Genomic DNA, 21,867 nt, shown 5'->3' on the forward strand with positions numbered 1-21,867 from the left:
CTTTGCATGTCCGTTCCACACTATGTTTCCGGCCACGGCCTGCTGCGCGGCAAATCGGTGCTGATCACCGCCGCCGCCGGCTCCGGCATCGGCTTCTCTGCGGCGCTGCGTGCGGCCGAGGAGGGCTGTCGGGCCCTGATGATCAGCGACATCCACGAAGGCCGGCTTGGCGAAGCGGTGGCGCGTATCCGCGAAGCCACCGGCCTGCAAGCCGTGCATGGGCAACTGTGCAACGTCACCGACGAAACCCAGGTGCGTGAGTTGGTCAATGCCGCCGAGCGCGAGCTGGGCGGTGTCGACGTGCTGATCAACAATGCCGGCCTGGGTGGCTCGCGCGCCCTGGTGGAAATGCCCGACGAAGAATGGCAACGGGTCATCGACGTGACCCTCACCGGCACCATGCGCATGACCCGCGCCATGCTCCCGCACATGATCGAACGCCGTGCCGGAGTCATCGTCAACAACGCCTCGGTGCTCGGCTGGCGCGCGCAGAAGCAGCAAGCCCACTACGCTGCGGCCAAGGCCGGGGTCATGGCCCTGACCCGCTGCGCCGCGGTGGAGGCGGCCGAGCATGGCATCCGCATCAACGCGGTGAGCCCGAGCATCGCCATGCACGACTTCCTCGCCCGCTCCGCGCCCCAGGCGGTGCTCGACCAGCTGGCCGCCAACGAGGCCTTCGGCCGCGCTGCCGAAGTCTGGGAGGTGGCCAATGTGATGATGTTCCTGGCCAGCGACTACAGCTCGTACATGACCGGCGAAGTGCTGTCGGTTTCCAGCCAGAGGGCCTGAGCATGACGCGAATCTTCGAGACGCCCCAGGCGCTGCACGAGGCGGTGGGGCAGGCGTTGGGTCACAGCGACTGGCTGTTGGTGGACCAGGCGCGCATCGACCTGTTCGCCGAAGCCAGTGGCGACCACCAGTGGATTCACGTCGACCCGCAGCGCGCAGCCCAGGGGCCGTTCGGGGCCTGCATCGCCCACGGCTACCTGAGCCTGGCCCTGGTCAACCTGTTCCTGCCGCAGATCATCGAGGTGCGCGGCATCGCCATGGGCGTCAACTACGGCTGCGAACGCGTGCGTTTCCCCTCGGTGGTACGCGTGGGCTCGCGGGTGCGTGGCAGCGCCATGCTGTTGTCGACCGAGGCGGTCGGCAGCGGGGTGCAGGCAGTGATCCGCGTCAGCGTCGAGATCGAAGGCCAGGAACGCCCTGGCTGTGTGGTCGACACCATCAGCCGTTACTACCCGGCGTAAGCCGTCCAAGGAGTTGAGCATGAACGAAGCAGTGATCGTGTCCACGGCGCGCACGCCGATCGGCAAGGCCTTCCGTGGCGCCTTCAACGACACCGAGGCGCCGACCCTGGGTGGCCATGTGGTGGCCGAGGCGGTGCGCCGCGCTGGCATCGCGCCGGAGGAAGTGGACGATGTGATCATCGGCGCCGCCGCCCAGCAGGGCACCCAGGCCTACAACCTCGGGCGCCTCTGTGCCACCGCCGCCGGCTTGCCTGCCCAAGTGTCCGGCATGGCCGTGGAGCGCCAGTGCGCCTCGGGCCTGATGAGCATCGCCATCGCCGCCAAGGGCATCCTCTGCAACGAGCTCGACATTGCCGTGGCCGGTGGCCTGGAGTCGATCTCGCTGGTGCAGAACAAGCACAAGAATACCTACCGCAACCAGTCCGCGCGGGTGCTCGAACGTGACCCCACGGCCTATATCCCGATGATCGAGACCGCCGAGATCGTCGCCCAGCGCTATGGCATCAGCCGCCAGGAGCAGGACGCCTACAGCCTGCAGAGCCAGGTGCGCACGGCTCGCGCCCAGCAGGCCGGGCTATTCGACCTGGAACTGGCGCCACTGACCACGCACAAGTTGCTGGTGGACAAGGCCACTGGCCAGAGCCGCCATGAAGCCGTGACCCTGCGCCAGGACGAATGCAACCGCGCCGATACCAGTGCTGCCAGCCTGGCGGCCCTGGAGCCGGTGTGGGCGGGCGGCCAGTGGACCGGGGCTGGGCAATTCATCACCGCCGGCAACGCCTCGCAACTGTCCGATGGCGCCTCGGCTTCGGTGCTGATGAGCGCCCGCCTGGCCGAGCAGCGTGGCCTGCAACCGCTGGGCATCTACCGTGGATTGGCGGTGGCCGGCTGCAATGCCGACGAGATGGGCATCGGGCCAGTGTATGCGATCCCAAAGCTGCTCAAGCGCCATGGCCTGAAGGTCGATGACATCGGTCTGTGGGAACTCAACGAGGCATTCGCCTGCCAGGTGCTGTACTGCCGCGACACCTTGGGTATCGACAACGAACGCCTCAACGTCAACGGCGGCGCCATCGCCATCGGCCACCCGTTTGGCATGTCGGGGGCGCGGATGGTCGGGCATGCGCTGATCGAGGGCAAGCGCCGGGGCGTGCGTCATGTGGTGGTGAGCATGTGCATCGGTGGCGGCATGGGCGCCGCAGCGCTGTTCGAGGTGGCCTGATATGGGGTTGCCTACGCCACAGCAGGTGCAAGCCATCATGCAGCGCTATGTCGAACTGGTGGATGCCGGGGATATCGATGGCATCCTGCGGCTGTATGCCGAGGACGCCGTCGTCGAAGACCCGGTCGGCCAGGCGCCGTTGCAGGGCCTTGACCGGATCGCCGAGTTCTACCGCCAGGGTTTGGGGCACATGAAGGTATCCGCGCGCCTCACTGGCCCTGTACGGGCCACCCACAACGGCTGCGGCGCCATGCCGTTTCGTGTCGATATGCAGTGGGACGGGCGGGACTGCTCATTGGATGTGATCGATGTGATGACATTCGATGGGCGCGGGCTCATCAGTAGCATGAAGGCATACTGGAGCGAGGCGAACCTAGTGCAGTATTGACTGCGCCAGGTATCGCATCGGTGATGTTTGTCCGCTGGCACCGGCCAATGGGGATGGCCGGTGCGGCGGGCTGGTTTACAGTTTTATGATCTTCAAGGCTCGCCGCGGTTGCGAATCGTACTTGCCATGATAGCGGAACCTGATGGGGTGGACATTGCCATGAATGTCGGTGATATCACCGTCGAATGACAATGTATCCTCGGCCCGTTGATCGCCCTGGAAAAATACCAGGTGGGAAGGAATCAGCCGCATGAGAACGACCACTTCATCTGGGCGAGGTTGGGGTATTGCATCCGCAGGCATGAGCCAGTCCAAGGTCGGCCAGCTGTCCCAAGGCGAGTTCGCAGTCGTCAGGGTATCAGGCAGCCTGAACTTGTATTTATTGATCATGCTTTCACCGGCATGGCCTGCTACGCAAAAGGAGAGTTCGGTACTCCATTCATCTCCTCTGTCCCACCAGATCCCTGGCATGTATATGTATTTCAGCGCCAGTTTTTGGCCTCGGTAGCTGGCACGGATATAGTTGTTATAGGCGCGGCTCCAGTTATTGCCGCTACCTGATTGATACACCAGCTGCTCATCGATTTCGAAGGAGACCTGGTATTTCGAGAGGGTTCTTGGTCGTAAGCGTATCCGTCCTGGCAAGGATTCGTGGTGTGTGGAAAGCGTGTCGCTGAACAGGACCGCGAAGGTTCTGGTTTGCGCGTCATTGGTGGCGACCCAGATTCGAATCGTGTCGCTGGCCGTTGTAGCCTTACTGACGACGCTGTTTTCTTCGTGGACGAAAGGAGCGGTTTGGTCGATGACACTTTCGTCATAAACATACTCGCCGGCATTATGGTAGGTGCTCCAACCAGACAGCGCCTGGTACGGCACATCGTGAGGAACCGGTGTGCCGACAGGATTACCGCTTGAGTCCACCTCTACCAGGCGCATGGACGCAAGGTCGTCGGTACTCAACGGGACTTTTCGGCCCAGGTGATCTCGGGCGAGCACTTCGATGGTCAGTGGGATCCGTTGGCGTGCATTATTGAAAAGTGAATGCGTGGCGCCCAACTTCGTGGGGGTGTGATAAACACGAAAGATCTGGAAATAGGCAATGTCAGGCGCAGTGTGTGCGGCTGGGGTTTCAACAGTCATGGCATGTCCTTGAGTGGTCTTGCGGAGCCTTGACTGTGCGGTCTTTCCCAATCGCGGATAACTCGGTTTTCTTATAGGTTCTCCGGGTTGCGGGTACCCTGTTGTTCTCTTGCCGCGTCGAGAAAGGCTGGTCGTTCGCCGCCACCGTGCACCGCCAGGTCGGCACCACTGACGTAGCGGGCCAGGGGGGATGCGAGGTACAGGCAGGTGTCGCCGATATCGTCCGGCTCGGCCAGGCGGCCCAGGGGGATGGTGGCAGCGACCTCGGCCAGTTGCTCGGCATCGCCATAATGCAGTTGGGCCTGTTCGGTGAGGATCAGCCCGGCGGTGACCGCATTGACTCGCACCTTGGGCGCCCATTCCACGGCCAGCGAGCGGGTCAGGTTGAGCAGGCCGGCCTTGGCCGCGCCATAGGCGGCGGTGCCGGGGGAGGGGCGGGTGGCGCTGACGCTGCAGATGTTGATGATGCTGCCGCCCTCGGCCTGTTTCTGCATCACCCGGTTGGCCAACTGACACAGGTTGAGCGGCGCCAGCAGATTCAGCCGCACGATCGATTCGCTGAAGCGCGGCGAGGCGCTGGCGGCTTCGGCGAACGGTGCGCCACCGGCATTGTTGACCAGCACATCGAGGCGGCCGAAGTACTTCAAGATGCCGCCTATCAGTTGCTCCAACTGCTCCAGGTCACGCACGTCGCACTGCATGAACACGGCCTGGCGACCGCCTCCGCTGGGCAGGCGCTCCGGTGCCTGGCGGCCACAGATGATCACCTGCGCGCCACTGTCCAGAAAACGCCGGGTAATGCCACGGCCCACGCCCTTGGCACCGCCGGTGACCAGGACGACCTTGCCGCGAAAATCCAATGGGTCTTGCATGGGGATGCCTTTCGTTCGTCAGGAGAATCCCTCGATGCTAGGCGCCCGCTGCCGTCGGGCCTACGTCCAAAGGGACTAGGGGTGTTGTAGTCCTGTCGGACGATGCCGTCTGCCCTGGCGGCTCTGAATAATCCCGGTACAACAACAAGCCGGGAGGTTCCCCATGGGCGCAGCAGCGCAAGGGCACAAGGTCAGGTTGCCGGGTGGCCTGCAATTGCACTATCAGGATGTCGGCTCGGGCGAGGCGGTGGTGTTCATCCATGGCAGCGGTCCGGGCGCCAGCGGGCACAGCAACTTCAAGCACAACTACCCGGTGTTCGCCGAGGCTGGCTACCGCGCCATCGTGCCCGACCTGCCGGGCTACGGCGCCTCGGACAAACCTGAAACCGCCTACACCCTGGATTTCTTCGTCGAGGCCTTGCTGGGCCTGCTCGATGCCCTGGATATCCAGCGTTGCACGCTGGTCGGCAACTCCCTGGGCGGTGCCATCGCCATTGCCATCGCCCTGCGCCAGCCGCGGCGGGTGACGCGCCTGGTGCTGATGGCCCCGGGCGGCCTGATGGACAAGGCGCAGTACTACCTGCAGATGGAAGGCATCCAGCGCATGGCCGCCGCGTTCGCCAGCGGCGAGCTGCGTGACGCTGCCGGTATGAAACGCCTGCTCGGCTTGCAACTGTTCGACCCCTCGCTGATCGACGACGACACCGTGGCCGAGCGGGTCGCGGTGGTGGCGCAGCAGCCACCGTGCGTGCTCTCCACCATGGAAGTGCCGAACATGGCCGAGCGCCTGCCGGAACTGGCCTGCCCGATCCTGGGCTTCTGGGGCATCAACGACAAGTTCTGCCCCGTTTCCGGTGTCGACACCTTGATGCAGGCTTGCCGACACATCCGCTTCGTACTGCTCAGCGAATGCGGCCATTGGGTGATGGTCGAGCATCGGGACCTGTTCAACCGTGACTGCCTGGCATTTTTGAAGGAGGGCCGCCCATGAGCGCGCAACTGCGTCGCCAGCACGGCGACGAACTGTACCAGGCCCTGTGCGATGGCCAGACCTTGGCGCCGCTGACCGAGCGCTGGCCACAGATCAGCATCGAGGATGCCTACCACATCTCGTTGCATTGCATCGAGCGGCGGGTGGCGGCCGGCGATCGTATCGTCGGCAAGAAGATCGGCGTTACCTCGGCAGCCGTGCAACGCATGCTCGATGTGCACCAGCCGGACTTTGGCTTCATCACCCGTGCCATGGCTTTCGACAACGGCGCCGACATCTCGCTGGCCGAGAACCGCCTGATCCAGCCACGTGCCGAGGGCGAGATCGCCTTCGTGCTCAAGCATGACCTGGCCGGCCCGGGCGTCACCGAGGCCGATGTGCTGGCGGCGACCGACTACATCACGCCGTGCTTCGAGATCGTCGATTCGCGCATCCATGACTGGCGCATTCGTATCCAGGACACCGTCGCCGACAACGCGTCCTGTGGCGTGTTCGTGCTCGGCCAGGAGCGGGTCGACCCACGCCAGCTGGACCTGCCGGCGCTGCACATGCGCGTGTTCAAGAACGATGAACCGCTGAGCGAAGGGTTGGGCTCGGCGGTGCAGGGCAACCCGTTGACCGCGGTCGCCTGGCTGGCCAACACCCTCGGCGCCTTCGGCATCCCCTTCAAGGCCGGCGAGGTGATTCTCTCCGGTTCGCTGGTGCCGCTGGAGCCGGTGCGGGCAGGCGACCGCTTTTCCCTGACCATCGACGGCCTGGGCAGTGCCCAGGTGTCCTTCCGAGCCTGATCGAGGAGCAAGGCCCATGAGCCAAAAACTGAAAGCGGCCATTATCGGCCCGGGGAACATCGGTACCGACCTGCTGATGAAAATGTGCCGCTCGGCGTGGATAGAGCCGGTCTGGATGGTGGGTGTGGACCCTGAGTCCGAGGGCCTGAAGCGGGCCCGGGCAATGGGCGTGAAGACCACCGCCGAGGGCCTCGACGGCCTGCTGCCCCATGTGTTGGACGATGACATCCGCATCGCCTTCGACGCCACCTCCGCCTACGTGCATGCGCACAACAGCCGCAAGCTCAACGAGCTGGGCGTGATCATGGTCGACCTGACCCCGGCGGCCATCGGGCCGTTCTGCGTGCCGCCGGTCAACCTCAAGGAACATGCCGCCAAGCTCGCGATGAACGTCAACATGGTCACCTGCGGCGGCCAGGCGACCATCCCCATGGTCGCGGCGGTATCGCGTGTGCAGCCAGTGGCCTATGGCGAGATCGTCGCCACCGTGTCGTCGAGTTCCGTAGGCCCCGGCACGCGGCAGAACATCGACGAGTTCACCCGCACCACCGCAGGTGCCGTGGAAAGCATCGGGGGCGCCCGTCGCGGCAAGGCGATCATCGTCATCAACCCAGCCGAGCCGCCATTGATGATGCGTGACACCATCCACTGCCTGACCGACGACACCCCCGACCAGGACGCCATCCGCGCCTCGGTGCTGGACATGGTCAAGGAAGTGCAGCGCTACGTGCCCGGCTACACGCTGGTCAACGGCCCGGTGTTCGACGGCAACAAGGTGTCGATCTTCATCGAAGTGCAAGGGCTGGGCGACTTCCTGCCCAAGTCGGCCGGCAACCTGGACATCATGACCGCTGCCGGCCTGCGCACCGCCGAGATGTTCGCCGAAGAAGCCCACAAGGGCACCCTGCAATTGCCGGCCCGCTGAGGAGAGTGGTGATGAATTTTCAAGGTAAGAATGTGCTGCTGCACGACATGAGCCTGCGCGACGGCATGCACGCCAAGCGTCACCAGATCAGCCTGCAGCAGATGGTGGACGTGGCCACCGGGTTGGACGCCGCGGGCGTGCCGCTGATCGAGATCACCCACGGCGACGGCCTGGGTGGCGCCTCGCTGAACTATGGCTTCCCCGCCCACAGCGACGAGGCGTATTTCAGCGCGGTGATTCCCAAGCTCAAGCAAGCCAAGGTTTCGGCGCTGCTGCTGCCGGGCATCGGAACCCTCGACCATCTGAAGATGGCCCACGAGCATGGCGTCTCGACCATTCGCGTCGCGACCCACTGCACCGAGGCCGACGTGTCCGGCCAGCACATCGGCATGGCCGCCAAGATGGGCCTGGATACCGTGGGCTTCCTGATGATGGCGCACATGGTCAGCGCCGAAAAGCTGCTGGAGCAGGCGCGCCTGATGCAAAGCTATGGCGCCAACTGCATCTATTGCACCGACTCGGCCGGCTATATGCTGCCCGACGAAGTGAGCGAGAAGATCGCCGTGCTGCGCAATGGCCTGGAGACAGGCACCGAGGTCGGTTTCCATGGCCATCACAACCTGGGCATGGCGATCGCCAACTCCCTGGCCGCTATCGATGCCGGCGCGGTGCGTATCGACGGTTCGGTGGCTGGGCTCGGTGCCGGCGCCGGTAATACGCCGTTGGAAGTGTTCGTCGCCGTGCTCAAGCGCATGGGCGTGGAGAGTGGCGTAGACCTGTACCGCATCATGGACGTGGCCGAGGACCTGGTGGTGCCGATGATGGACCAGCCGATCCGCCTGGACCGCGATGCCCTGACCCTGGGTTACGCCGGGGTATACAGCTCGTTCCTGCTGTTCGCCAAACGTGCCGAGGCCAAGTACGGCATCCCGGCCCGTGACCTGCTGGTGGAGCTGGGCCGTCGCGGTACGGTCGGCGGGCAGGAGGACATGATCGAAGACCTGGCCCTGACCTTGTCCCGCGATCAAGGGCGACGGTGATATCGGGTCCGACCCAATCGCGGGACAAGCCCGCTTGTATGGTGATACTTGAAGGGGTGGTGGGCGCCGGCTTGCCCACAACCATAGAATCTCCCACAAGGACAGCGTTATTTCAGGATTGCGGTAATCCTGAGCGGGCTTGTCCCGCGATTGGGTCGGGCCCGATATCACCGTCGGCTGGCAAGGGCTTCGCCCTTGTTCGCGGGGGCGCAACGACCAGAGCGGCGCTGCGCTCCATCGGCGTTAGCAGGATATGTGCCGCACCCTGACGTGGAGCAACAAAGTGTTACGAGATCAACCCCTGCGACAACAAGACGCAGCCCGGAATTCAATGGCTTGCGCGGGGTTGGACCTCTGTCGGCTGGATGCCCGGGGGGTGTCATGCCAAAATGCCCCGGTTTTCAGCTGGCCCATCCCAGGGGCCGGCACCTTCCCTGTAAAGGATGGTTCCATGACTGATTTACTGACCCGGCGTGCTGTCGTCGCCGGGATGGGCGTGCTGGGGCTTGGCCTGCTGGCGGGCTGCAACCCGGCCCGGGGGCTCGAGTTCAAGTACGGCAAGAACATGAGCAACGAAATCCTCGGCCGCAAGTTCCGGCTCAAGGACACCCAAGGCAACGAACGCACCCTGTCGAGCTTCTATGGCTCGATGCCGATGATCTTCTTCGGGTTCACCCAGTGCCCCGCCGTCTGCCCGACCACCCTGGCGCGTGCCGCGCAGATCAGGAGACTGCTCAGGGGCCGCGACCGTGACCTGTTCCAGGTGGTGCTCATCACCCTGGACCCGGAGCGTGACACCCCGGAAGTGCTCGATGCCTACGTCAAGGCCTTCGACCCCTCGTTCACCGCGCTCACCGGCACCCCCGAGGAAATCGCCGAGGTGGCCAAGGAGTTCAAGGTGTTCTACGAAAAAGTCCCGGCGGGTGATACCTACACCATCTCTCATTCGTCCACCAGCTACGTCTACGATACACGTGGCACCCTGCGACTGAGCCTCGGCCACTCCCTGACTGCCAAGGAATGCGCCGAAGACCTGGTCACCCTGATGGAGATCTGCTAATGGCTGTTTCACTGCAACCTATCAAACGCGGCCTGGTCGCCCTGGCGCTGATGGGCCTGGCCCTGCCGGCACTGGCCCAGACCACCGTGAGCGATGCCTGGGTACGCGCCAGCGTGCCGCACCAGCAATCGACCGGGGCCTTCATGACCCTGACCGCCGATACCGACAGCAAGCTGGTGAGCGTTGCCTCGCCCGTGGCCAAGACCGCGCAGGTGCATGAAATGACCATGAACGGCGACGTGATGGGCATGCGTGAGGTGAAGGCTGTGGAGTTGCCGGCCGGCAAGGCCGTGAGCCTGGACCCGAGCGGCTACCACGTGATGCTCATGGGCCTGGCCAAGCAGGTCAAGGAAGGCGAACAGGTGCCGCTGACCCTGGTCATCGAAGACGCCAAGGGTGCCAAGCAGACCATAGAGGTGCAGGCACCCGTACGCCCGCTGGCCGCCGAAGCGGGGCATGACCACGGCCACATGCAACACTGATCGTTCAAGTACCGCTGGGTTTCCCGGCATGACGCAAGGCCGCACCTGCAGGCACCCGGTGGGTGGCGTAGGGGCGGCCTTGTATCGTTTCAGGGGCGCGTAATGGCCCCATGTCACTTAGACCGGCGCTCAGCTACGACCGGCGCTCAGCTACGAAACCTGGGTAGCGGCCGCTCGATGGTCAACGACGTCAAGGTCTTGCGCACCTGGGCATCTTCGGCTTCCAGAGCCTTGAGGCTTGCGCGGATCTTGCCAGCAGCGGGCACATCGCCCTGCCGGTCGATCCAGTCTGCAATCTCCTTGCAAGCACTGCTCAAACAGGCTTGGCGCTGGTTCATCAGCGTCAGGAGGGTGGTGAGCTCTCTATCGGACATGGCAGGATCCTCCGTTCAGCCCACTCAGTTTAGCAGGGGTAGGGGGTTCTGCTCGGCGCAATGCCAGGCCTGCCAAACCGGTATGCGTTACAACCGTTCATCCGACGAATAGGCGGCAAAGGCTGTATGGGCCTGCGTGCGCTGCCTGTTTATTGAAGTTCGATATTTTGTAAGTAAAACGGTATTGATCTTGAAAGGCTTGAAGTTCTTGCGTTTAACTTTTTTCTTGTGAGTGGGAAGTTTCCTACTTGTTCGCGTGAAGCATTTGTTGCAAAAGGTTTTGTTACAAGTAGTGGGTTGTTGGTGGTGCGTTGTACGTCTACCGTGGAGTTGCGATTAATTTAAGGAATACGTCAAAAGATGATCTGACGCATAACTTAGAGTTAGGCGGCGAGGATGTCCCTGGGCTCTTTCTGCTTTCTGAGTCTCACTGACCCACCTGGGCTGGCTCTGGTACAGCAACCTGATGTTCTACCTGACTCCCGAGAGCGAGCAGAACGTGCTCAAGCGCTTGGTCTACGAGCGTCTCGACACACCTGGGCGCGATATTACGGAAGACGAACTGATCTACTCGGCCGGCTAGGGAAGACGAAGCGACATGCAGGCTTTGAACTTGACGCAGGCACCAGGGCGCTTGCGACCGGATACTGTTTCTCCAAATGTGGGGAGTTTGCCTTCGAGGCTGCCTTCGCTGTGGTGGTGGTAGCTATAGCCGAGGCGGATCTCCTGTTGATTGGCTTGGTCTACTTCTTTCGCTACTTGCCCAGCGCGGTCTTTTCGCCCATTGGAGGTTGGTTGGCGGATAACGGCGATCGCAAACGTACCCTGGTTTGGGTAGAAATGGGCAAGTGCCTCGTGGTGCTTTTGTTCTTCGGCGTGTTCAGTTTTACCGAGCCGGCCCTGGTGATGGTGACCGTGACGGCCATGTTCATGACCGCACTGGACTGTCTGTATGTCCCCACCTTCCGTGCTTATTTTCCCAGCATCGTCGAGCGGGACGTGCTCTGTTCGGTCAACAGTGGGCTTCAGGTGGTCGAAGATGCGGCGTCTATCGTCGGGCCGCTGGTGTTTTCCGCCATCGCGTTGCTGTACACCACTGAGGTGACCTTCCTGTTCTTTTCCGTCTGCCTGCTGTGTTCGGCTGTTGCCCTTGCCACGCTGTCACGGGTCGAAAAAGAGCAAATGGTAGCCTTCGATGGCATGAGCCTCGTGCGTGAGGCTGCGCATAGCGTCGGCCAGATGCGTGCCGGCAATGCGCCTCTGTTCGCCGTGATTTGTTGCACCACGTTTTGTGCAATGTTCGCGACCTCGGTGATTCGCTTCATCCTGCCGGCTTCGGTACTCGAGCATTTTTCTTCCGAAGCGGCGGTAGGCTACGTATTTTCCCTGTTGGCCACCGGGACCGTACTGGGAGGCGTGCTTTATACCCGGCTCAACAAGCGCACCACGGCGCGCTTGGTGATGCGCTACTGGGCGCTGTACGGTGCCTTGTTTTTCGCAGCCGCCGTAGCCCTGGAATACGCCAGCGGGCTGTTCCTGCTCATCCTGTTTTGCGTGGGGTTCGTGGGGGCGTTCGTGGATATCGCCATCGTGACCAATATCCAGTGCCTGTCTGGCGAGCACGAGGTCGGGCGCAACTTCTCGTTGTATTACTTCACCGCAGTAATCGGCGACGCTTTTTCAGGTTTGATCGCCAGCGTCGTCTATGTGCTGGTGGGGCCGGCGACCTTCATCGGGATGACACTCATGCTTGTCCTCGCGCCCTTACGTTGGATCACCCAAGGAGGTCTGGATGACCATCACGATCGTGCATAGTGCGGCCCTTTCCTCAAGCGAGTGGGGAGAGGCCGAAATGGTCGATTTCGCGCAATGCGCAAACCTTGCCCATGCCTCTGCGCTGGTACTCACTCCGCGGGATGCGGTCAGTGATCAGGTGGCTCAAGCCGTACGGCGCTGGAAGGTGCCCCTGTTCGTGATTGGCCAGGCGCACGAGCCGCTCCAGGCCAAGCATTGCTCGGAGCTGGGCGCCATCCGCTTGCCGAAGTCCCTGGGCAGCGATGAGCAGGCGCGGGTAAAGGCCGCGGCCGAAGCGTACGAGCATCGCACGCTGCCGCCGTTCACGCGTGCTGTCGCCGCATTCAGCGCGCGTCGCAGGCCCACCTATGCCTGCCCGGGCCATCAGGGGGGACAATGCCTGGAGCTGCATCCGGCAGGGGTGCGCCTGCGACGCTTGCTGGGTGACGGAATCTATCGGGTGGACGTTCCACATGCCGCACCCGAGCGTAGCCTACGCAAAGCGGCACGCCTGCCGGTAGGCGCCGGGGGTGACGCCATAGGCCTGCTTGAACTGCCGGCTCAGGTGGCTCTGGTCGGCAAAGCCCAAGGAGAAGGCGACGTCCGAGGCGCTCAGGCCGCTCTTGAGGTATTCGCGGGCGCGGGCCAGGCGGCGTTGCTTGAGCCAGGCGTGGGGTGGCAGGCCGGTGGCCTGGCGGAATACTCGGGCGAAATGGAAGGGCGACAGGTTCACCGCTGCTGCCAAGGCCTCCAATGAGGGCGGGTCGGCCAGTTGGCTTTCCAACAGCTCACGGGCCCGTGCCACGGCCAGGGGTTCGTTGCCTGGCGCACGGGCCTGGGCGCAGTGGCCATGACGCTGGACCAAGGCCAGCACCGCCTGGCGCCAGGCGGTCTGCTGCTCCAGGGCGCTGGCGCCGGTTTCGGACAGTTGGTGCAACTGGCTGAACATGGCGGCTAGCGCCGGATCCTGGATGACGCTGTCCTTGAAGTGCGGCCTGCCATGCCGACCCAGCTCCAGTTCCTCCAGCACGCCGGTCACCCGCTCGTGCTCGGGGTAGAAGCCGCGGTAGCGCCAGCCTGCTTCGTGAGCGGTGGCCCCGGTGTGCAGTTCGTCCGGGTTGATCAGCACCATACTGCCCACCGGTGCCAGGTGTTCGCTGCCGCGATGCCAGAAGCGCTGGGCGCCGGACTCGATCACGGTGAACACATAGCCTTCATGCACGTGGGGGGCAAAGCGTTGTTGGAAATACCGCGCATGCAGCATCTCCACGTCGCCCAGCGCCGGGGCCTGCCAGAGGTGAGTCTGTTCGCGCAGGGGCGTGTTCATGCCAGCCAGCTGCGCAAAAGGAAGAAGATCAACATGCTGGCCAGCATGCTCAGCAACACGCTGCGGGTCAACAGCACCAGGGCGATCGCCACCAGCGAACCCAGCAGGTACGGGTTGGCCAGGCTCAGGTCGAGCTGGTGACCGGGCAGGAAAATGATCGGCCCACAGATGGCCGTCAGCATGCCTGGCACGGCGAAGCCCAGGAATTGGCGGGCATTGGAGCTCAGGCGCAAGGGCAGGCGTGGTTCGAGGAAGGCGTAGCGGTTGAGAAATACCACCAGGCCCATGGCGAAGATCAGCAACCACGTCATGGGCGGCCTCCGCCAAGCTTCTGGCAGGTGAAGCCGGCGCTCATGCCCAGCAGGCCCGCAACCACCAGGGCGGTTTCCCACTGCCAGTGACTGAACAGCACCGAGCAGAACAGCGAGACGGCCACGCACACCACAGTGGGCAGGTTACGCACCAGGGGCGCGATCAGTGCGACGAAGGTGGCGACGATGGAAAAATCCAGGCCAAGCTGGTCCAAATGCGGGATGTTCTGGCCAAGCAGGATGCCGGCTAGGGTGAACAGGTTCCAGGCCACATAGAACGTCAGGCCGACCCCCAAGGCATACCACCGGTTGAAGTGTTGCTGGTCATAGCGGCTGGTCAGGGCGAAGAACTCATCGGTCAGCAAAAAGCCCAATCCCAGGCGCCAGCGCAGCGGTTGGTTGGAAAGCACCGGGCGCATGGACAGGCCATAAAGCAGGTGTTGGGAAGTCAGCAGCAAGGTGGTGAGCAGGATCGAGAACAGGTTCGCACCGCCCTTGAGCATGCCGATTGCCACCAGTTGCGCGGCGCCGGCGAAGACGATAGCAGACAGCCCCTGGCCCTCCCAGGCGCTGAGGTTGGCCTCGATGGCCATGGACCCGGCCAGCAAGCCCCATGGGGCGACAGCCAGGGACAGGGGCATGATGGCGAGGGCGCCGTGGAGAAACGCTTGACGGGCGACGGGTGGGCTGCAGGACATGATGGTGACTATGAATCGACTGGGACAACCAGCATGCCAGAGGACGAGAGGGGAGGCTTGAACGTTCTTGCTACCCTAGTGTGGTGTTTTACAAACAACAACCCTGAATCGCGGCGCTTTTTGCGCTCATGCGGCGTTGTCGCGCCTCGCCGTGGCTGGGCTACGACGCGTCTCGATCAGCGATGGCTGGTCAGGCGCTGTTGGGCAGCCGCGCAACCGTTGATCTCTACGGCCTTTTGCAGCAGTAGCTGCCGACGCTGCGGATCAAGGTCGCCGAGCAGGCGGTACACCTCGGCCTGATAGTCGCGCTGGCGCCCCCATTGCATTTCCAGGCCTTGCGGCTGGCTGCGGTTGCAGGCCAGGCGAACCGCAGGCTGTGGGTAGTAAGGCGCATACAGGGTGGCCATGCTGGGGATGGCCTCCAGTGCCTGGCGGTACGCGGGGCTGGCGTTATACGGCGGGCACCAGGTGGCGATCGCCGGCGCTGGCGGGGCGAAACCCTGTTGCAGGCTGGCTTCCAGCAACGGGCAGGCGGCATCTGGAATCTGCGTGGCAGGCAGGTACGTCATGTAGTACAAGGCCAGCCGGTACTGGGCTACGGGGTGGCCAAGTGCCACTGATTTCTTCAGCAAGGCCACTGCCGTGGGCAATGTGCGGGCCAGGGCCTGGCCTTGGCGGCTGAGCTCCGGGTCGCCGCCTATCGCAGTGCGCAGGGGGCTGGGGGTGTCATCCTGGCTGTCGGCCTGCTCGAGCAGGGGCAGGGCCTGGCGATAGAGCAGGTCGGCGTGTGGGTCGATCTGCACGTCCAGCGCCTGGGCAGTGTGCGCAAGCACGCCCAGGAGCAATGGCGACAAGAAGACAGCACGATTCACGGGCGGGTCTCGCAGGCAGGCCGGCCAAGGCAGGCGGCCAGGTGCAGCGGGGCAGCTTCGATGGTCATGGCGTTACACACGTGCCTCAAGCGAATCGGGAGCGACGACGTCGTATTCTAGCCACCCCGAAGGGCAGTCTGAAAGACCATTCCTATTTTGTCAGACGAGCTTGATGGTCGTCGCCTTGCGATTGGCCTGTTTTTCCTGGGCCAGCCCGAGTTTCGCGGTGATCACCTTGGCCAGGGCATTGTTGCCCCGATCATTGAAATGCAGGCGGTCGACGAACAACGGCTCGCTGAACACCGGGGAACTGCTCAACATGCAGTTCATGTCGTAGCATGGCACGGCTTCGGCCTGGGCCTTGATACGGCGGAAGAAGGCCATGTGCAGTTCGCTGTCGAACACGTCGGCCAGCAGCCGATCGAAATTGGTCGGCTGTTGTTGCAGGGTATCGAGCATGTCTTGCTCGGCGACAGGCAGGCTGTCGCGGCACCAGGGCAACAAGGGCTGGAGAATGAAGGTGAGGGTTGCGTGGCCATCGGCCAGCAGACGATCCCACTGCCGTAGGGTACGGCCGATCGTTTCGGCCGCGCGGGCCAGGCGCTTGTCGGGTGCCGACAGCGTCCAACTGGGCATGGGAGCCGCCCTGCGAGGCGCCAGGGCCTGGCCCAGGCGCTGCCAGAACGACGCGTTGCGAGGGCCTTCGGTGTGCTGCACGCCTTCGTTGAAACTGTTGAGCAGGCCCAGGTACGACAAAGCCTGCTCCGGGCCATGCTCGCAGGCCAGGACTTCATCCAAGGCTTCGTGGGCCAAGGTGTTCAGGCCGCTGAGCACCACCACATGGCCGATTTCGCCAAATCGATGCTGGTGGGTCAGGAACATCAACAACTCCTGGGTGGCGTTCAGCCCGCAGCCGGCCAGGCTCAGCCAGACTTCGCCGGTGAGTGCCGACAGGTACGAGGCCACTGTGTGTTCGTCGGAGCTGGCGCCGATGCCCAGGGTGGTGGAACCGCCCACCAACAGGTTAACCCGCTTCGTACCGTGGTGCTCGGCCACCGAGAAGCGCTTTCCGAGACAGTGGCTGTAGCGCATGCCCAAGCTGTCGGTATTGATGGTGCCGGAGCGATAGCCGCGCTCATGCATGTACAGCGTGTGCGGCGCGCGGCGGCTGCCCAGCAGCAGGAAGCGTTGGTAGTCCTGCTGCAGCGGAACAGGGTTGCCCGGAACGTTCGTAGCGTGGTCGATCGGTCTCATGGGCGCTCCTTTTGGCACACCAGGCTCGGCAGTGGCGCGGCTCAGCCGGCCAGTTCCTTGATGTTGTAGGCAAGGCCGGCGATGGCGATCAGCAACAAGGCGACGCCGGAGGCCAGGGTGATCAGGCGGTTGCTGCGCTGCGAGGCGATCTTGCCGATGGCGAAGATGTACAGGCTGAGCACGGCGAAATCGATGATGATCCACAGCAGCGACAACACCACCATGCTCTTGCCGAAGGATTCAGTGATCTGGATGAACTGCGGGAAGAAGGAAATGAAGAAGATGATGTCCTTGGGGTTGGAAATACCCACCATGAACCCTTGCAGCAAGCCGCCTCGACCGGGTTGTTCGGGCGTATCCGCCGGGGTTTGCACAGCGGGCGCCTGCAGCGCCTCGCGCAGGGTAGCGACGGCGATATAGCCGATGAACAGGCAGCCCAGCAGGCTCAGACCGCTGAGCCAGGCCTTGTCCACCGCGGCGCTGGTCATGATGATCCAGGCGGCGGCACCGATGAGTACCAGCGAAGCCCAATTGGTGCCGAGCGCGGTGAACAGGGCCTTGCGCGGGCCGGAGGCGGCCGCGGTGTTGACGATCAATGCCACGACCGGGCCGGGTGTGGCGATCAGCAGCAGGACGGTGAGGGCATAGGTGGCGGCGAGTGCGGTATTCACGTTCAGTTCTCGATCAGGGTATCGGCTGGTGCATGGACATGGAACGGGCAGCGCGCCGGGTTCAGCGAGCCAGGTTCCTGAAGTTGGTATTGGCGCCATTCGAAATTGTCGCCCTGGCCGAAGAAGCCCAGGGTGTCCGGGACGACGCCGTCGTTGTAGTGGCGCACCCGCTCGCGGATCCGTGAACGGATGCGTCGCCCGCTTTCGGTGGCGGCGCTGGCCACCTCGTCGAAGCTTTCCCGGGGGTTGATGACGAAGGCGATGTGCTCGCCCAGGTTGCGGCTTCTCATTTGCCGGTGGGCAGGGAAGTTCATGTTGATGAACAACGGCATGCCCGCGAAGCAGAACGACCAGTGGGGGTCATGGGGGTCGCGAGGGACCTCGGCGGGCCAGGGACGCGGGTCGAGACTGTGCACGTCCTGCAGAACTGCCCAGGCCAGGGCCTGCTGCTCGGCCAAGGTGCTGCTGGCATCGGTCTCGAGGAACGCCAGCAGCGGCATACCGATACGTTGTTTCAGAGGGATCGGCTCGAGGGTGCGGACATAGTCGGTAAGGCCCTGGGCGATGTCGCGGGCCAGCGTCTGCGCCTGGGCGAAGACGATATGGCAGCTCTCGGCGGACACCGCCTTGCGCCCGAACAGGCAGGGGAAGTCGGGAGCGGCGAGGAGAGTGCGAAAATGTGCGATGGTTATCTGTGTCCAATGTCGGTGTGTCTGGATATGTTCAGCGGCCAGCTCTAGCGCATCCAGGCGATAGCAGTTTCCATAACCCGTAAACATGAGTTCCCCAGGTGTTCAATGAATTTGACCGCGAGATCCACGCGGTTTCCCTTGATATTTGTGTTTTAAGGGCATTTTCAGAGAACGATGCCGCGTTGTAAAACGGGTGGAACTATGACCTACTATTAGTCTCACTCATGCTCTACTGGATGGCTCGATGACGGAAAGGATCCCCGCGCTGCACGCCCTGCGTGCCTTCGAAGTGGCGTCGCGCTACGAATCCTTCACCCGTGCGGCCGAAGAGCTGGCACTGACCCAAGGCGCGATCAGCCACCACGTCAAGACCCTCGAAGCCATGTTCGGCTGCGACCTGTTCGAACGGCGCGGGCCCAAGCTGCGCCTCACCGAGCACGGCCGGCTGTTGGCTCAGGAGCTCAAGGTCGGCTTCAAGATCATCGAAAATGCATGCTCGCTGCTGCGCCAGGACCGCTATGGGCTGCGTCTGAAGGCCCCTTCGACGCTGACCGTGCGCTGGTTGCTCAAGGCGCTGGACGGATTCAAGAAGGTCGACAACAGCTGCAGTGTGCAGCTGTCGAGCGTCTGGATGGACATCGACACGGTGGATTTCTATTCAGAGCCCTACGACTGCGCGATTCTGCTGGGCAGTGGGCGATTCCCGGCCGATGTCGAGAGCCTGAAGCTGTTCGATGAATGGTTGATCCCGGTGTGCCATCCCGACTACCTGCAGGATCAAGTCACGGACCTGTCGGTGCTGCAGCGCTGCGAACTGCTGCATCCCTCGCCGGACCGCCGTGACTGGCGCCGCTGGTTGGCGCGGATGGACGCACTGGATATCAGTATTGGCCAGGGCCAGGTGTTCGATACCCTCGACCAAGGAATTTCCGCGGCCCAGCAGGGCCTGGGCATTTCCGTGGTCGACCTGGTGCTGGCCAGCAACGACTTGGCCGCCGGCCGCCTGGTGACGCCGTTCAAGCATGCCGTAGCCACCGGTGATGGCTACTACATGACCTGGCTCAAGGCCAGCCCCAAGGCGCGCCAGATGCAACGGCTGCGCGAGTTCCTGCTCGGCCAGGTGCCGCCACTGGCGTACAAGGATATCGACTATCTCTACGGTTGATGGGGCTGCTTTGCAGCCGATCGCTCAGGCCGGCTGCATCTTCTTTGTGCCACGGCGCAACCCTTCGCCGGCCTGGCCAGCGACGAAGTGCCATACAGCGGTAGAATGCACATTCGCTGATGAAAAACGATTCGAGGTCGACGCGTGGAGTTGCAGCAGGGCTTTGTCCTCACCCGGCATTGGCATGACACGCCAGAAGGCACCTGCGTGGAGTTCTGGCTCGCCACCGATCAGGGGCCGCGGCAGATACGCCTGGCGCCACAGGTGTCGGTGGCGTTCATCCCGGCGCAGCAAGGGGAGCATGCCCAGGTACTGTTGGCCAAGGAGCAGGGCGTCGAACTCAGACCCCTGGGCCTGCAGGATTTCGACCAGCGTCCGGTGCTGGGCCTGTACTGCCGGCAACACCGGCAATTGATGCAGCTCGAGCAGCGCCTGCGCAGTGCGGGTATCGAGGTGTTCGAAGCCGATATCCGCCCGCCCGAGCGCTACCTGATGGAGCGGTTCATCACCGCCCCGGTGCTGTTCAGCGGCCAGCCGGATGACCACGGCGTGTACTGCGATGCCCAACTCAAACCTCAGCCCGAATACCGACCGACGCTACGTCTGGTCTCGCTGGATATCGAGACCACCGAGCGTGGCGAACTCTACAGCATCGCCCTGGAAGGCTGTGGCCAGCGCCAGGTCTACATGCTCGGGCCCGCCAACGGTGATGCCAGCGAAGTGGATTTCGATCTCGAATACTGCGACGACCGTCGCCAATTGATCGAGCGCCTGAACCAGTGGTTCGCCCTGCACGACCCGGACGCGATCATCGGCTGGAGCCTGGTGCAGTTCGACCTGCGCCTGCTGCACGAGCATGCCGCGCGCCTGCAGGTGCCGCTGGCCCTTGGACGCAAGGGTGCCCCACTGACCTTGCGCGCCCATGGCAGTCGTAGCCACGTGTTCGCCGACGCCCCAGGGCGCTTGCTGATCGACGGTATCGAGGCGCTGCGCTCGGCCACCTGGAGTTTCCCTTCGTTCAGCCTGGAAAGCGTCGCGCAAACCTTGCTCGGCGAAGGCAAGGCCATCGATACGCCCTACCAGCGCATGGATGAAATCAACCGCATGTTCGCCGAGGACAAGCCCGCCCTGGCGCGTTACAACCTCAAGGACTGCGAGCTGGTCACGCGCATCTTCGCCCATACCAAACTGCTGGAGTTCCTGCTCGAGCGCAGCACCGTCACCGGTCTTGCGGTGGACCGCAGTGGTGGTTCGGTGGCTGCGTTCTGCCACTTGTACATCCCTTCGATGCACCGGCTGGGCTACGTTGCGCCCAACTTGGGCAGCCGGCCGGACGAAGCCAGCCCTGGCGGCTTCGTCATGGATTCACGCCCTGGCCTGTATGACTCGGTGCTGGTGCTCGACTACAAAAGCTTGTACCCCTCGATCATCCGGACGTTCCTGATCGACCCGGTGGGGCTGGTGGAAGGCCTGCGCCAACCCGATGACGCGCATTCGGTCGAAGGTTTTCGTGGTGCGCGGTTCTCCCGTAGCCGGCACGGCCTGCCGGCGATCGTCGAGCGGGTCTGGCAGGGCAGGGAGGCTGCCAAGCGAGCGGGCAACGCGCCGTTGTCCCAGGCCCTCAAGATCATCATGAACGCCTTTTACGGCGTACTCGGCTCCAGCGGTTGCCGGTTCTTCGACCCGCGCCTGGCCTCGTCCATCACCCTGCGCGGCCATCAGATCATGCGCCAGACCCGGCAACTGATCGAAGCCCAGGGCTACGACGTGATCTACGGCGACACCGATTCCACGTTCGTCTGGCTCAAGGGCCCCCATGACGAAGAGGCGGCGGCACGCATCGGGCACGCTCTGGTGGCCGAGGTCAACCGTTGGTGGCGCGAACACCTGCAGGTGGAAATGGGGCTTCAGAGCGCACTGGAGCTGCAATTCGAAACCCACTACCGACGATTCCTCATGCCCACGATCCGCGGCACCGATGAAGGCAGCAAGAAGCGTTATGCGGGCCTGGTCCGGCGCGCGAACGGCCAGGAGGACATGGTCTACAAAGGCCTGGAGTCGGTGCGCACCGATTGGTCGCCGCTGGCCAGGCAGTTCCAGCAGGCGCTGTACGGGCGCATTTTCCGGGGCCAACCCTATCGCGACTACGTGCGTGATTTCGTACGGCGCACCCTGGCTGGCGAGCAGAACGAGTTGCTGGTCTATCGCAAGCGCTTGCGCCGGCCGCTGGCCGAGTATCAGCGTAACGTGCCGCCCCATGTACGCGCTGCACGTCTGGCGGATGAATACAACACGCGGCTGGGGCGGCCACAGCAGTACCAGAACGGTGGCTGGATCAGTTACGTCATCACGACCTCGGGCCCTGAGCCACTGGAGAACCAGCAATCGCCGATCGATCACGAGCATTATCTGGCGCGCCAATTGCAGCCTGTGGCCGATGCCATCCTGCCCTTCGTCGGCGACGACTTCTGCGCACTGACCGATCGACAGCTGCTGCTGTTCTGAGCCGCTGGCAGTAGCTATCTACTGCTTGCGCCCGACGTTTTGTTCC

The 21,867-nt window shown here is 63.3% G+C and carries 24 protein-coding genes and 1 pseudogene; 14 read left to right on the forward strand and 11 right to left on the reverse strand.

What is annotated here, in order from left to right; all coding sequences use genetic code 11:
* The first annotated feature begins 6 nt into the window (after positions 1-6).
* From IRZ56_RS02950 to IRZ56_RS02965, 4 genes are read left to right on the forward strand one after another with little or no spacing between them, the layout of a single operon-like run.
* Positions 7-789 (forward strand): SDR family oxidoreductase, encoded by a 783-nt coding sequence (locus tag IRZ56_RS02950; RefSeq protein ID WP_196143542.1) that lies wholly within the window; start codon positions 7-9, stop codon positions 787-789.
* Between the two features lie 2 nt (positions 790-791).
* Positions 792-1,250: a MaoC family dehydratase gene (locus tag IRZ56_RS02955; protein WP_196143543.1), complete on the forward strand. Its 459-nt coding sequence runs from the start codon at positions 792-794 to the stop codon at positions 1,248-1,250.
* Positions 1,251-1,269: 19 nt separating this feature from the next.
* Complete coding sequence (locus IRZ56_RS02960) at positions 1,270-2,472, forward strand: acetyl-CoA C-acyltransferase (RefSeq protein WP_196143544.1); 1,203 nt, start codon at positions 1,270-1,272, stop codon at positions 2,470-2,472.
* Position 2,473: 1 nt separating this feature from the next.
* Positions 2,474-2,860: a steroid Delta-isomerase gene (locus IRZ56_RS02965; RefSeq protein ID WP_230390322.1), complete on the forward strand. Its 387-nt coding sequence runs from the start codon at positions 2,474-2,476 to the stop codon at positions 2,858-2,860.
* Positions 2,861-2,935: 75 nt separating this feature from the next.
* On the opposite strand, the gene IRZ56_RS02970 is transcribed toward IRZ56_RS02965, so the two are convergent.
* Positions 2,936-4,000, reverse strand: coding sequence for a hypothetical protein (locus IRZ56_RS02970; RefSeq protein ID WP_196143545.1), 1,065 nt, complete (start codon positions 3,998-4,000; stop codon positions 2,936-2,938).
* A 71-nt stretch (positions 4,001-4,071) separates the two neighbouring features.
* The gene (locus IRZ56_RS02975) at positions 4,072-4,872 is read right to left on the reverse strand and encodes an SDR family oxidoreductase (RefSeq protein ID WP_196143546.1); all 801 of its coding nucleotides are present in this window, start codon (positions 4,870-4,872) and stop codon (positions 4,072-4,074) included.
* Positions 4,873-5,035: 163 nt separating this feature from the next.
* Here IRZ56_RS02975 and IRZ56_RS02980 point away from each other — a divergent pair, with 163 nt between their 5' ends.
* From IRZ56_RS02980 to IRZ56_RS03005, 6 genes are all read left to right on the forward strand, one after another.
* Positions 5,036-5,863: an alpha/beta fold hydrolase gene (locus IRZ56_RS02980; protein ID WP_196143547.1), complete on the forward strand. Its 828-nt coding sequence runs from the start codon at positions 5,036-5,038 to the stop codon at positions 5,861-5,863.
* Positions 5,860-6,651 (forward strand): fumarylacetoacetate hydrolase family protein, encoded by a 792-nt coding sequence (locus IRZ56_RS02985; RefSeq protein WP_196143548.1) that lies wholly within the window; start codon positions 5,860-5,862, stop codon positions 6,649-6,651. Before IRZ56_RS02980 ends, IRZ56_RS02985 begins: the two co-directional genes overlap by 4 nt.
* A gap of 16 nt (positions 6,652-6,667) precedes the next feature.
* Positions 6,668-7,576: an acetaldehyde dehydrogenase (acetylating) gene (locus tag IRZ56_RS02990; protein ID WP_196143549.1), complete on the forward strand. Its 909-nt coding sequence runs from the start codon at positions 6,668-6,670 to the stop codon at positions 7,574-7,576.
* A gap of 11 nt (positions 7,577-7,587) precedes the next feature.
* Positions 7,588-8,616, forward strand: coding sequence for a 4-hydroxy-2-oxovalerate aldolase (gene dmpG, locus IRZ56_RS02995; protein WP_196143550.1), 1,029 nt, complete (start codon positions 7,588-7,590; stop codon positions 8,614-8,616).
* A gap of 451 nt (positions 8,617-9,067) precedes the next feature.
* Positions 9,068-9,676, forward strand: a complete 609-nt coding sequence (locus IRZ56_RS03000) for an SCO family protein (RefSeq protein WP_196143551.1) — start codon at positions 9,068-9,070, stop codon at positions 9,674-9,676.
* A complete protein-coding gene (locus tag IRZ56_RS03005) occupies positions 9,676-10,158 on the forward strand; it encodes a copper chaperone PCu(A)C (protein WP_196143552.1) in 483 nt (160 codons plus the stop codon). Before IRZ56_RS03000 ends, IRZ56_RS03005 begins: the two co-directional genes overlap by 1 nt.
* Before the next feature lie 146 nt (positions 10,159-10,304).
* Here IRZ56_RS03005 and IRZ56_RS03010 read toward each other — a convergent pair whose 3' ends face one another.
* Positions 10,305-10,532, reverse strand: a complete 228-nt coding sequence (locus IRZ56_RS03010) for a hypothetical protein (protein ID WP_043206911.1) — start codon at positions 10,530-10,532, stop codon at positions 10,305-10,307.
* 693 nt (positions 10,533-11,225) lie between these two features.
* Here IRZ56_RS03010 and IRZ56_RS03020 point away from each other — a divergent pair.
* A complete protein-coding gene (locus IRZ56_RS03020) occupies positions 11,226-12,347 on the forward strand; it encodes an MFS transporter (protein ID WP_419183244.1) in 1,122 nt (373 codons plus the stop codon).
* A 13-nt stretch (positions 12,348-12,360) separates the two neighbouring features.
* Here the strand turns inward: IRZ56_RS03020 and IRZ56_RS03025 are convergent, their stop codons facing one another.
* The gene (locus tag IRZ56_RS03025) at positions 12,361-12,633 is read right to left on the reverse strand and encodes a hypothetical protein (RefSeq protein WP_196143618.1); all 273 of its coding nucleotides are present in this window, start codon (positions 12,631-12,633) and stop codon (positions 12,361-12,363) included.
* Here IRZ56_RS03025 and IRZ56_RS23390 point away from each other — a divergent pair.
* Positions 12,568-12,786, forward strand: a pseudogene (locus IRZ56_RS23390) (ornithine decarboxylase); the annotation flags it as partial. The gene IRZ56_RS03025 and the pseudogene IRZ56_RS23390 overlap by 66 nt on opposite strands.
* 33 nt (positions 12,787-12,819) lie before the next feature.
* On the opposite strand, the gene IRZ56_RS03030 reads toward IRZ56_RS23390, so the two are convergent.
* The 7 genes from IRZ56_RS03030 to IRZ56_RS03060 all read right to left on the reverse strand — a co-directional run bounded on the left by IRZ56_RS03030 (position 12,820) and on the right by IRZ56_RS03060 (position 18,238).
* Positions 12,820-13,653, reverse strand: coding sequence for an AraC family transcriptional regulator (locus IRZ56_RS03030; RefSeq protein WP_196143553.1), 834 nt, complete (start codon positions 13,651-13,653; stop codon positions 12,820-12,822).
* On the reverse strand, positions 13,650-13,964 hold the full coding sequence (locus tag IRZ56_RS03035) for an AzlD domain-containing protein (protein ID WP_196143554.1): 315 nt from the start codon (positions 13,962-13,964) through the stop codon (positions 13,650-13,652). Before IRZ56_RS03035 ends, IRZ56_RS03030 begins: the two co-directional genes overlap by 4 nt.
* Positions 13,961-14,662 carry an AzlC family ABC transporter permease gene (locus IRZ56_RS03040; protein ID WP_196143555.1) on the reverse strand — a complete coding sequence of 234 codons (702 nt, stop codon included), beginning with the start codon at positions 14,660-14,662 and terminating at the stop codon, positions 13,961-13,963. The genes IRZ56_RS03035 and IRZ56_RS03040 overlap by 4 nt, the downstream gene beginning before the upstream one ends.
* 176 nt (positions 14,663-14,838) lie before the next feature.
* Positions 14,839-15,516: a sel1 repeat family protein gene (locus tag IRZ56_RS03045; protein ID WP_230381093.1), complete on the reverse strand. Its 678-nt coding sequence runs from the start codon at positions 15,514-15,516 to the stop codon at positions 14,839-14,841.
* Between the two features lie 177 nt (positions 15,517-15,693).
* On the reverse strand, positions 15,694-16,788 hold the full coding sequence (locus IRZ56_RS03050; protein WP_196143557.1) for a hypothetical protein: 1,095 nt from the start codon (positions 16,786-16,788) through the stop codon (positions 15,694-15,696).
* A gap of 41 nt (positions 16,789-16,829) precedes the next feature.
* Positions 16,830-17,459 (reverse strand): LysE family translocator, encoded by a 630-nt coding sequence (locus IRZ56_RS03055; protein WP_196143558.1) that lies wholly within the window; start codon positions 17,457-17,459, stop codon positions 16,830-16,832.
* 2 nt (positions 17,460-17,461) lie between these two features.
* A complete protein-coding gene (locus tag IRZ56_RS03060; protein ID WP_196143559.1) occupies positions 17,462-18,238 on the reverse strand; it encodes a YqcI/YcgG family protein in 777 nt (258 codons plus the stop codon).
* A 157-nt stretch (positions 18,239-18,395) separates the two neighbouring features.
* On the opposite strand from IRZ56_RS03060, the gene IRZ56_RS03065 reads away from it, so the two are divergent.
* Positions 18,396-19,316: a LysR substrate-binding domain-containing protein gene (locus IRZ56_RS03065; RefSeq protein ID WP_196143560.1), complete on the forward strand. Its 921-nt coding sequence runs from the start codon at positions 18,396-18,398 to the stop codon at positions 19,314-19,316.
* A 144-nt stretch (positions 19,317-19,460) separates the two neighbouring features.
* Complete coding sequence (locus IRZ56_RS03070) at positions 19,461-21,821, forward strand: DNA polymerase II (protein WP_196143561.1); 2,361 nt, start codon at positions 19,461-19,463, stop codon at positions 21,819-21,821.
* Positions 21,822-21,867 lie beyond the last annotated feature (46 nt).

Origin of the sequence: Pseudomonas guariconensis (assembly GCF_015680235.1) — a bacterium.
Lineage (GTDB): Bacteria > Pseudomonadota > Gammaproteobacteria > Pseudomonadales > Pseudomonadaceae > Aquipseudomonas > Aquipseudomonas guariconensis_A.

Coding starts and splice junctions, on each gene's coding strand:
- IRZ56_RS02955 (WP_196143543.1), top strand. CDS start 792: ATGACGCGAATCTTCGAGACGCCCCAGGCGCTGCACGAGGCGGTGGGG.
- IRZ56_RS03030 (WP_196143553.1), bottom strand. CDS start 13,653: ATGAACACGCCCCTGCGCGAACAGACTCACCTCTGGCAGGCCCCGGCG.
- IRZ56_RS02950 (WP_196143542.1), top strand. CDS start 7: ATGTCCGTTCCACACTATGTTTCCGGCCACGGCCTGCTGCGCGGCAAA.
- IRZ56_RS03005 (WP_196143552.1), top strand. CDS start 9,676: ATGGCTGTTTCACTGCAACCTATCAAACGCGGCCTGGTCGCCCTGGCG.
- IRZ56_RS03050 (WP_196143557.1), bottom strand. CDS start 16,788: ATGAGACCGATCGACCACGCTACGAACGTTCCGGGCAACCCTGTTCCG.
- IRZ56_RS03040 (WP_196143555.1), bottom strand. CDS start 14,662: ATGTCCTGCAGCCCACCCGTCGCCCGTCAAGCGTTTCTCCACGGCGCC.
- IRZ56_RS02975 (WP_196143546.1), bottom strand. CDS start 4,872: ATGCAAGACCCATTGGATTTTCGCGGCAAGGTCGTCCTGGTCACCGGC.
- IRZ56_RS03035 (WP_196143554.1), bottom strand. CDS start 13,964: ATGACGTGGTTGCTGATCTTCGCCATGGGCCTGGTGGTATTTCTCAAC.
- IRZ56_RS02965 (WP_230390322.1), top strand. CDS start 2,474: ATGGGGTTGCCTACGCCACAGCAGGTGCAAGCCATCATGCAGCGCTAT.
- dmpG (WP_196143550.1), top strand. CDS start 7,588: ATGAATTTTCAAGGTAAGAATGTGCTGCTGCACGACATGAGCCTGCGC.
- IRZ56_RS03065 (WP_196143560.1), top strand. CDS start 18,396: ATGACGGAAAGGATCCCCGCGCTGCACGCCCTGCGTGCCTTCGAAGTG.
- IRZ56_RS02985 (WP_196143548.1), top strand. CDS start 5,860: ATGAGCGCGCAACTGCGTCGCCAGCACGGCGACGAACTGTACCAGGCC.
- IRZ56_RS03000 (WP_196143551.1), top strand. CDS start 9,068: ATGACTGATTTACTGACCCGGCGTGCTGTCGTCGCCGGGATGGGCGTG.
- IRZ56_RS03010 (WP_043206911.1), bottom strand. CDS start 10,532: ATGTCCGATAGAGAGCTCACCACCCTCCTGACGCTGATGAACCAGCGC.
- IRZ56_RS03025 (WP_196143618.1), bottom strand. CDS start 12,633: ATGCTCGTACGCTTCGGCCGCGGCCTTTACCCGCGCCTGCTCATCGCT.
- IRZ56_RS02990 (WP_196143549.1), top strand. CDS start 6,668: ATGAGCCAAAAACTGAAAGCGGCCATTATCGGCCCGGGGAACATCGGT.
- IRZ56_RS03060 (WP_196143559.1), bottom strand. CDS start 18,238: ATGTTTACGGGTTATGGAAACTGCTATCGCCTGGATGCGCTAGAGCTG.
- IRZ56_RS02970 (WP_196143545.1), bottom strand. CDS start 4,000: ATGACTGTTGAAACCCCAGCCGCACACACTGCGCCTGACATTGCCTAT.
- IRZ56_RS02980 (WP_196143547.1), top strand. CDS start 5,036: ATGGGCGCAGCAGCGCAAGGGCACAAGGTCAGGTTGCCGGGTGGCCTG.
- IRZ56_RS02960 (WP_196143544.1), top strand. CDS start 1,270: ATGAACGAAGCAGTGATCGTGTCCACGGCGCGCACGCCGATCGGCAAG.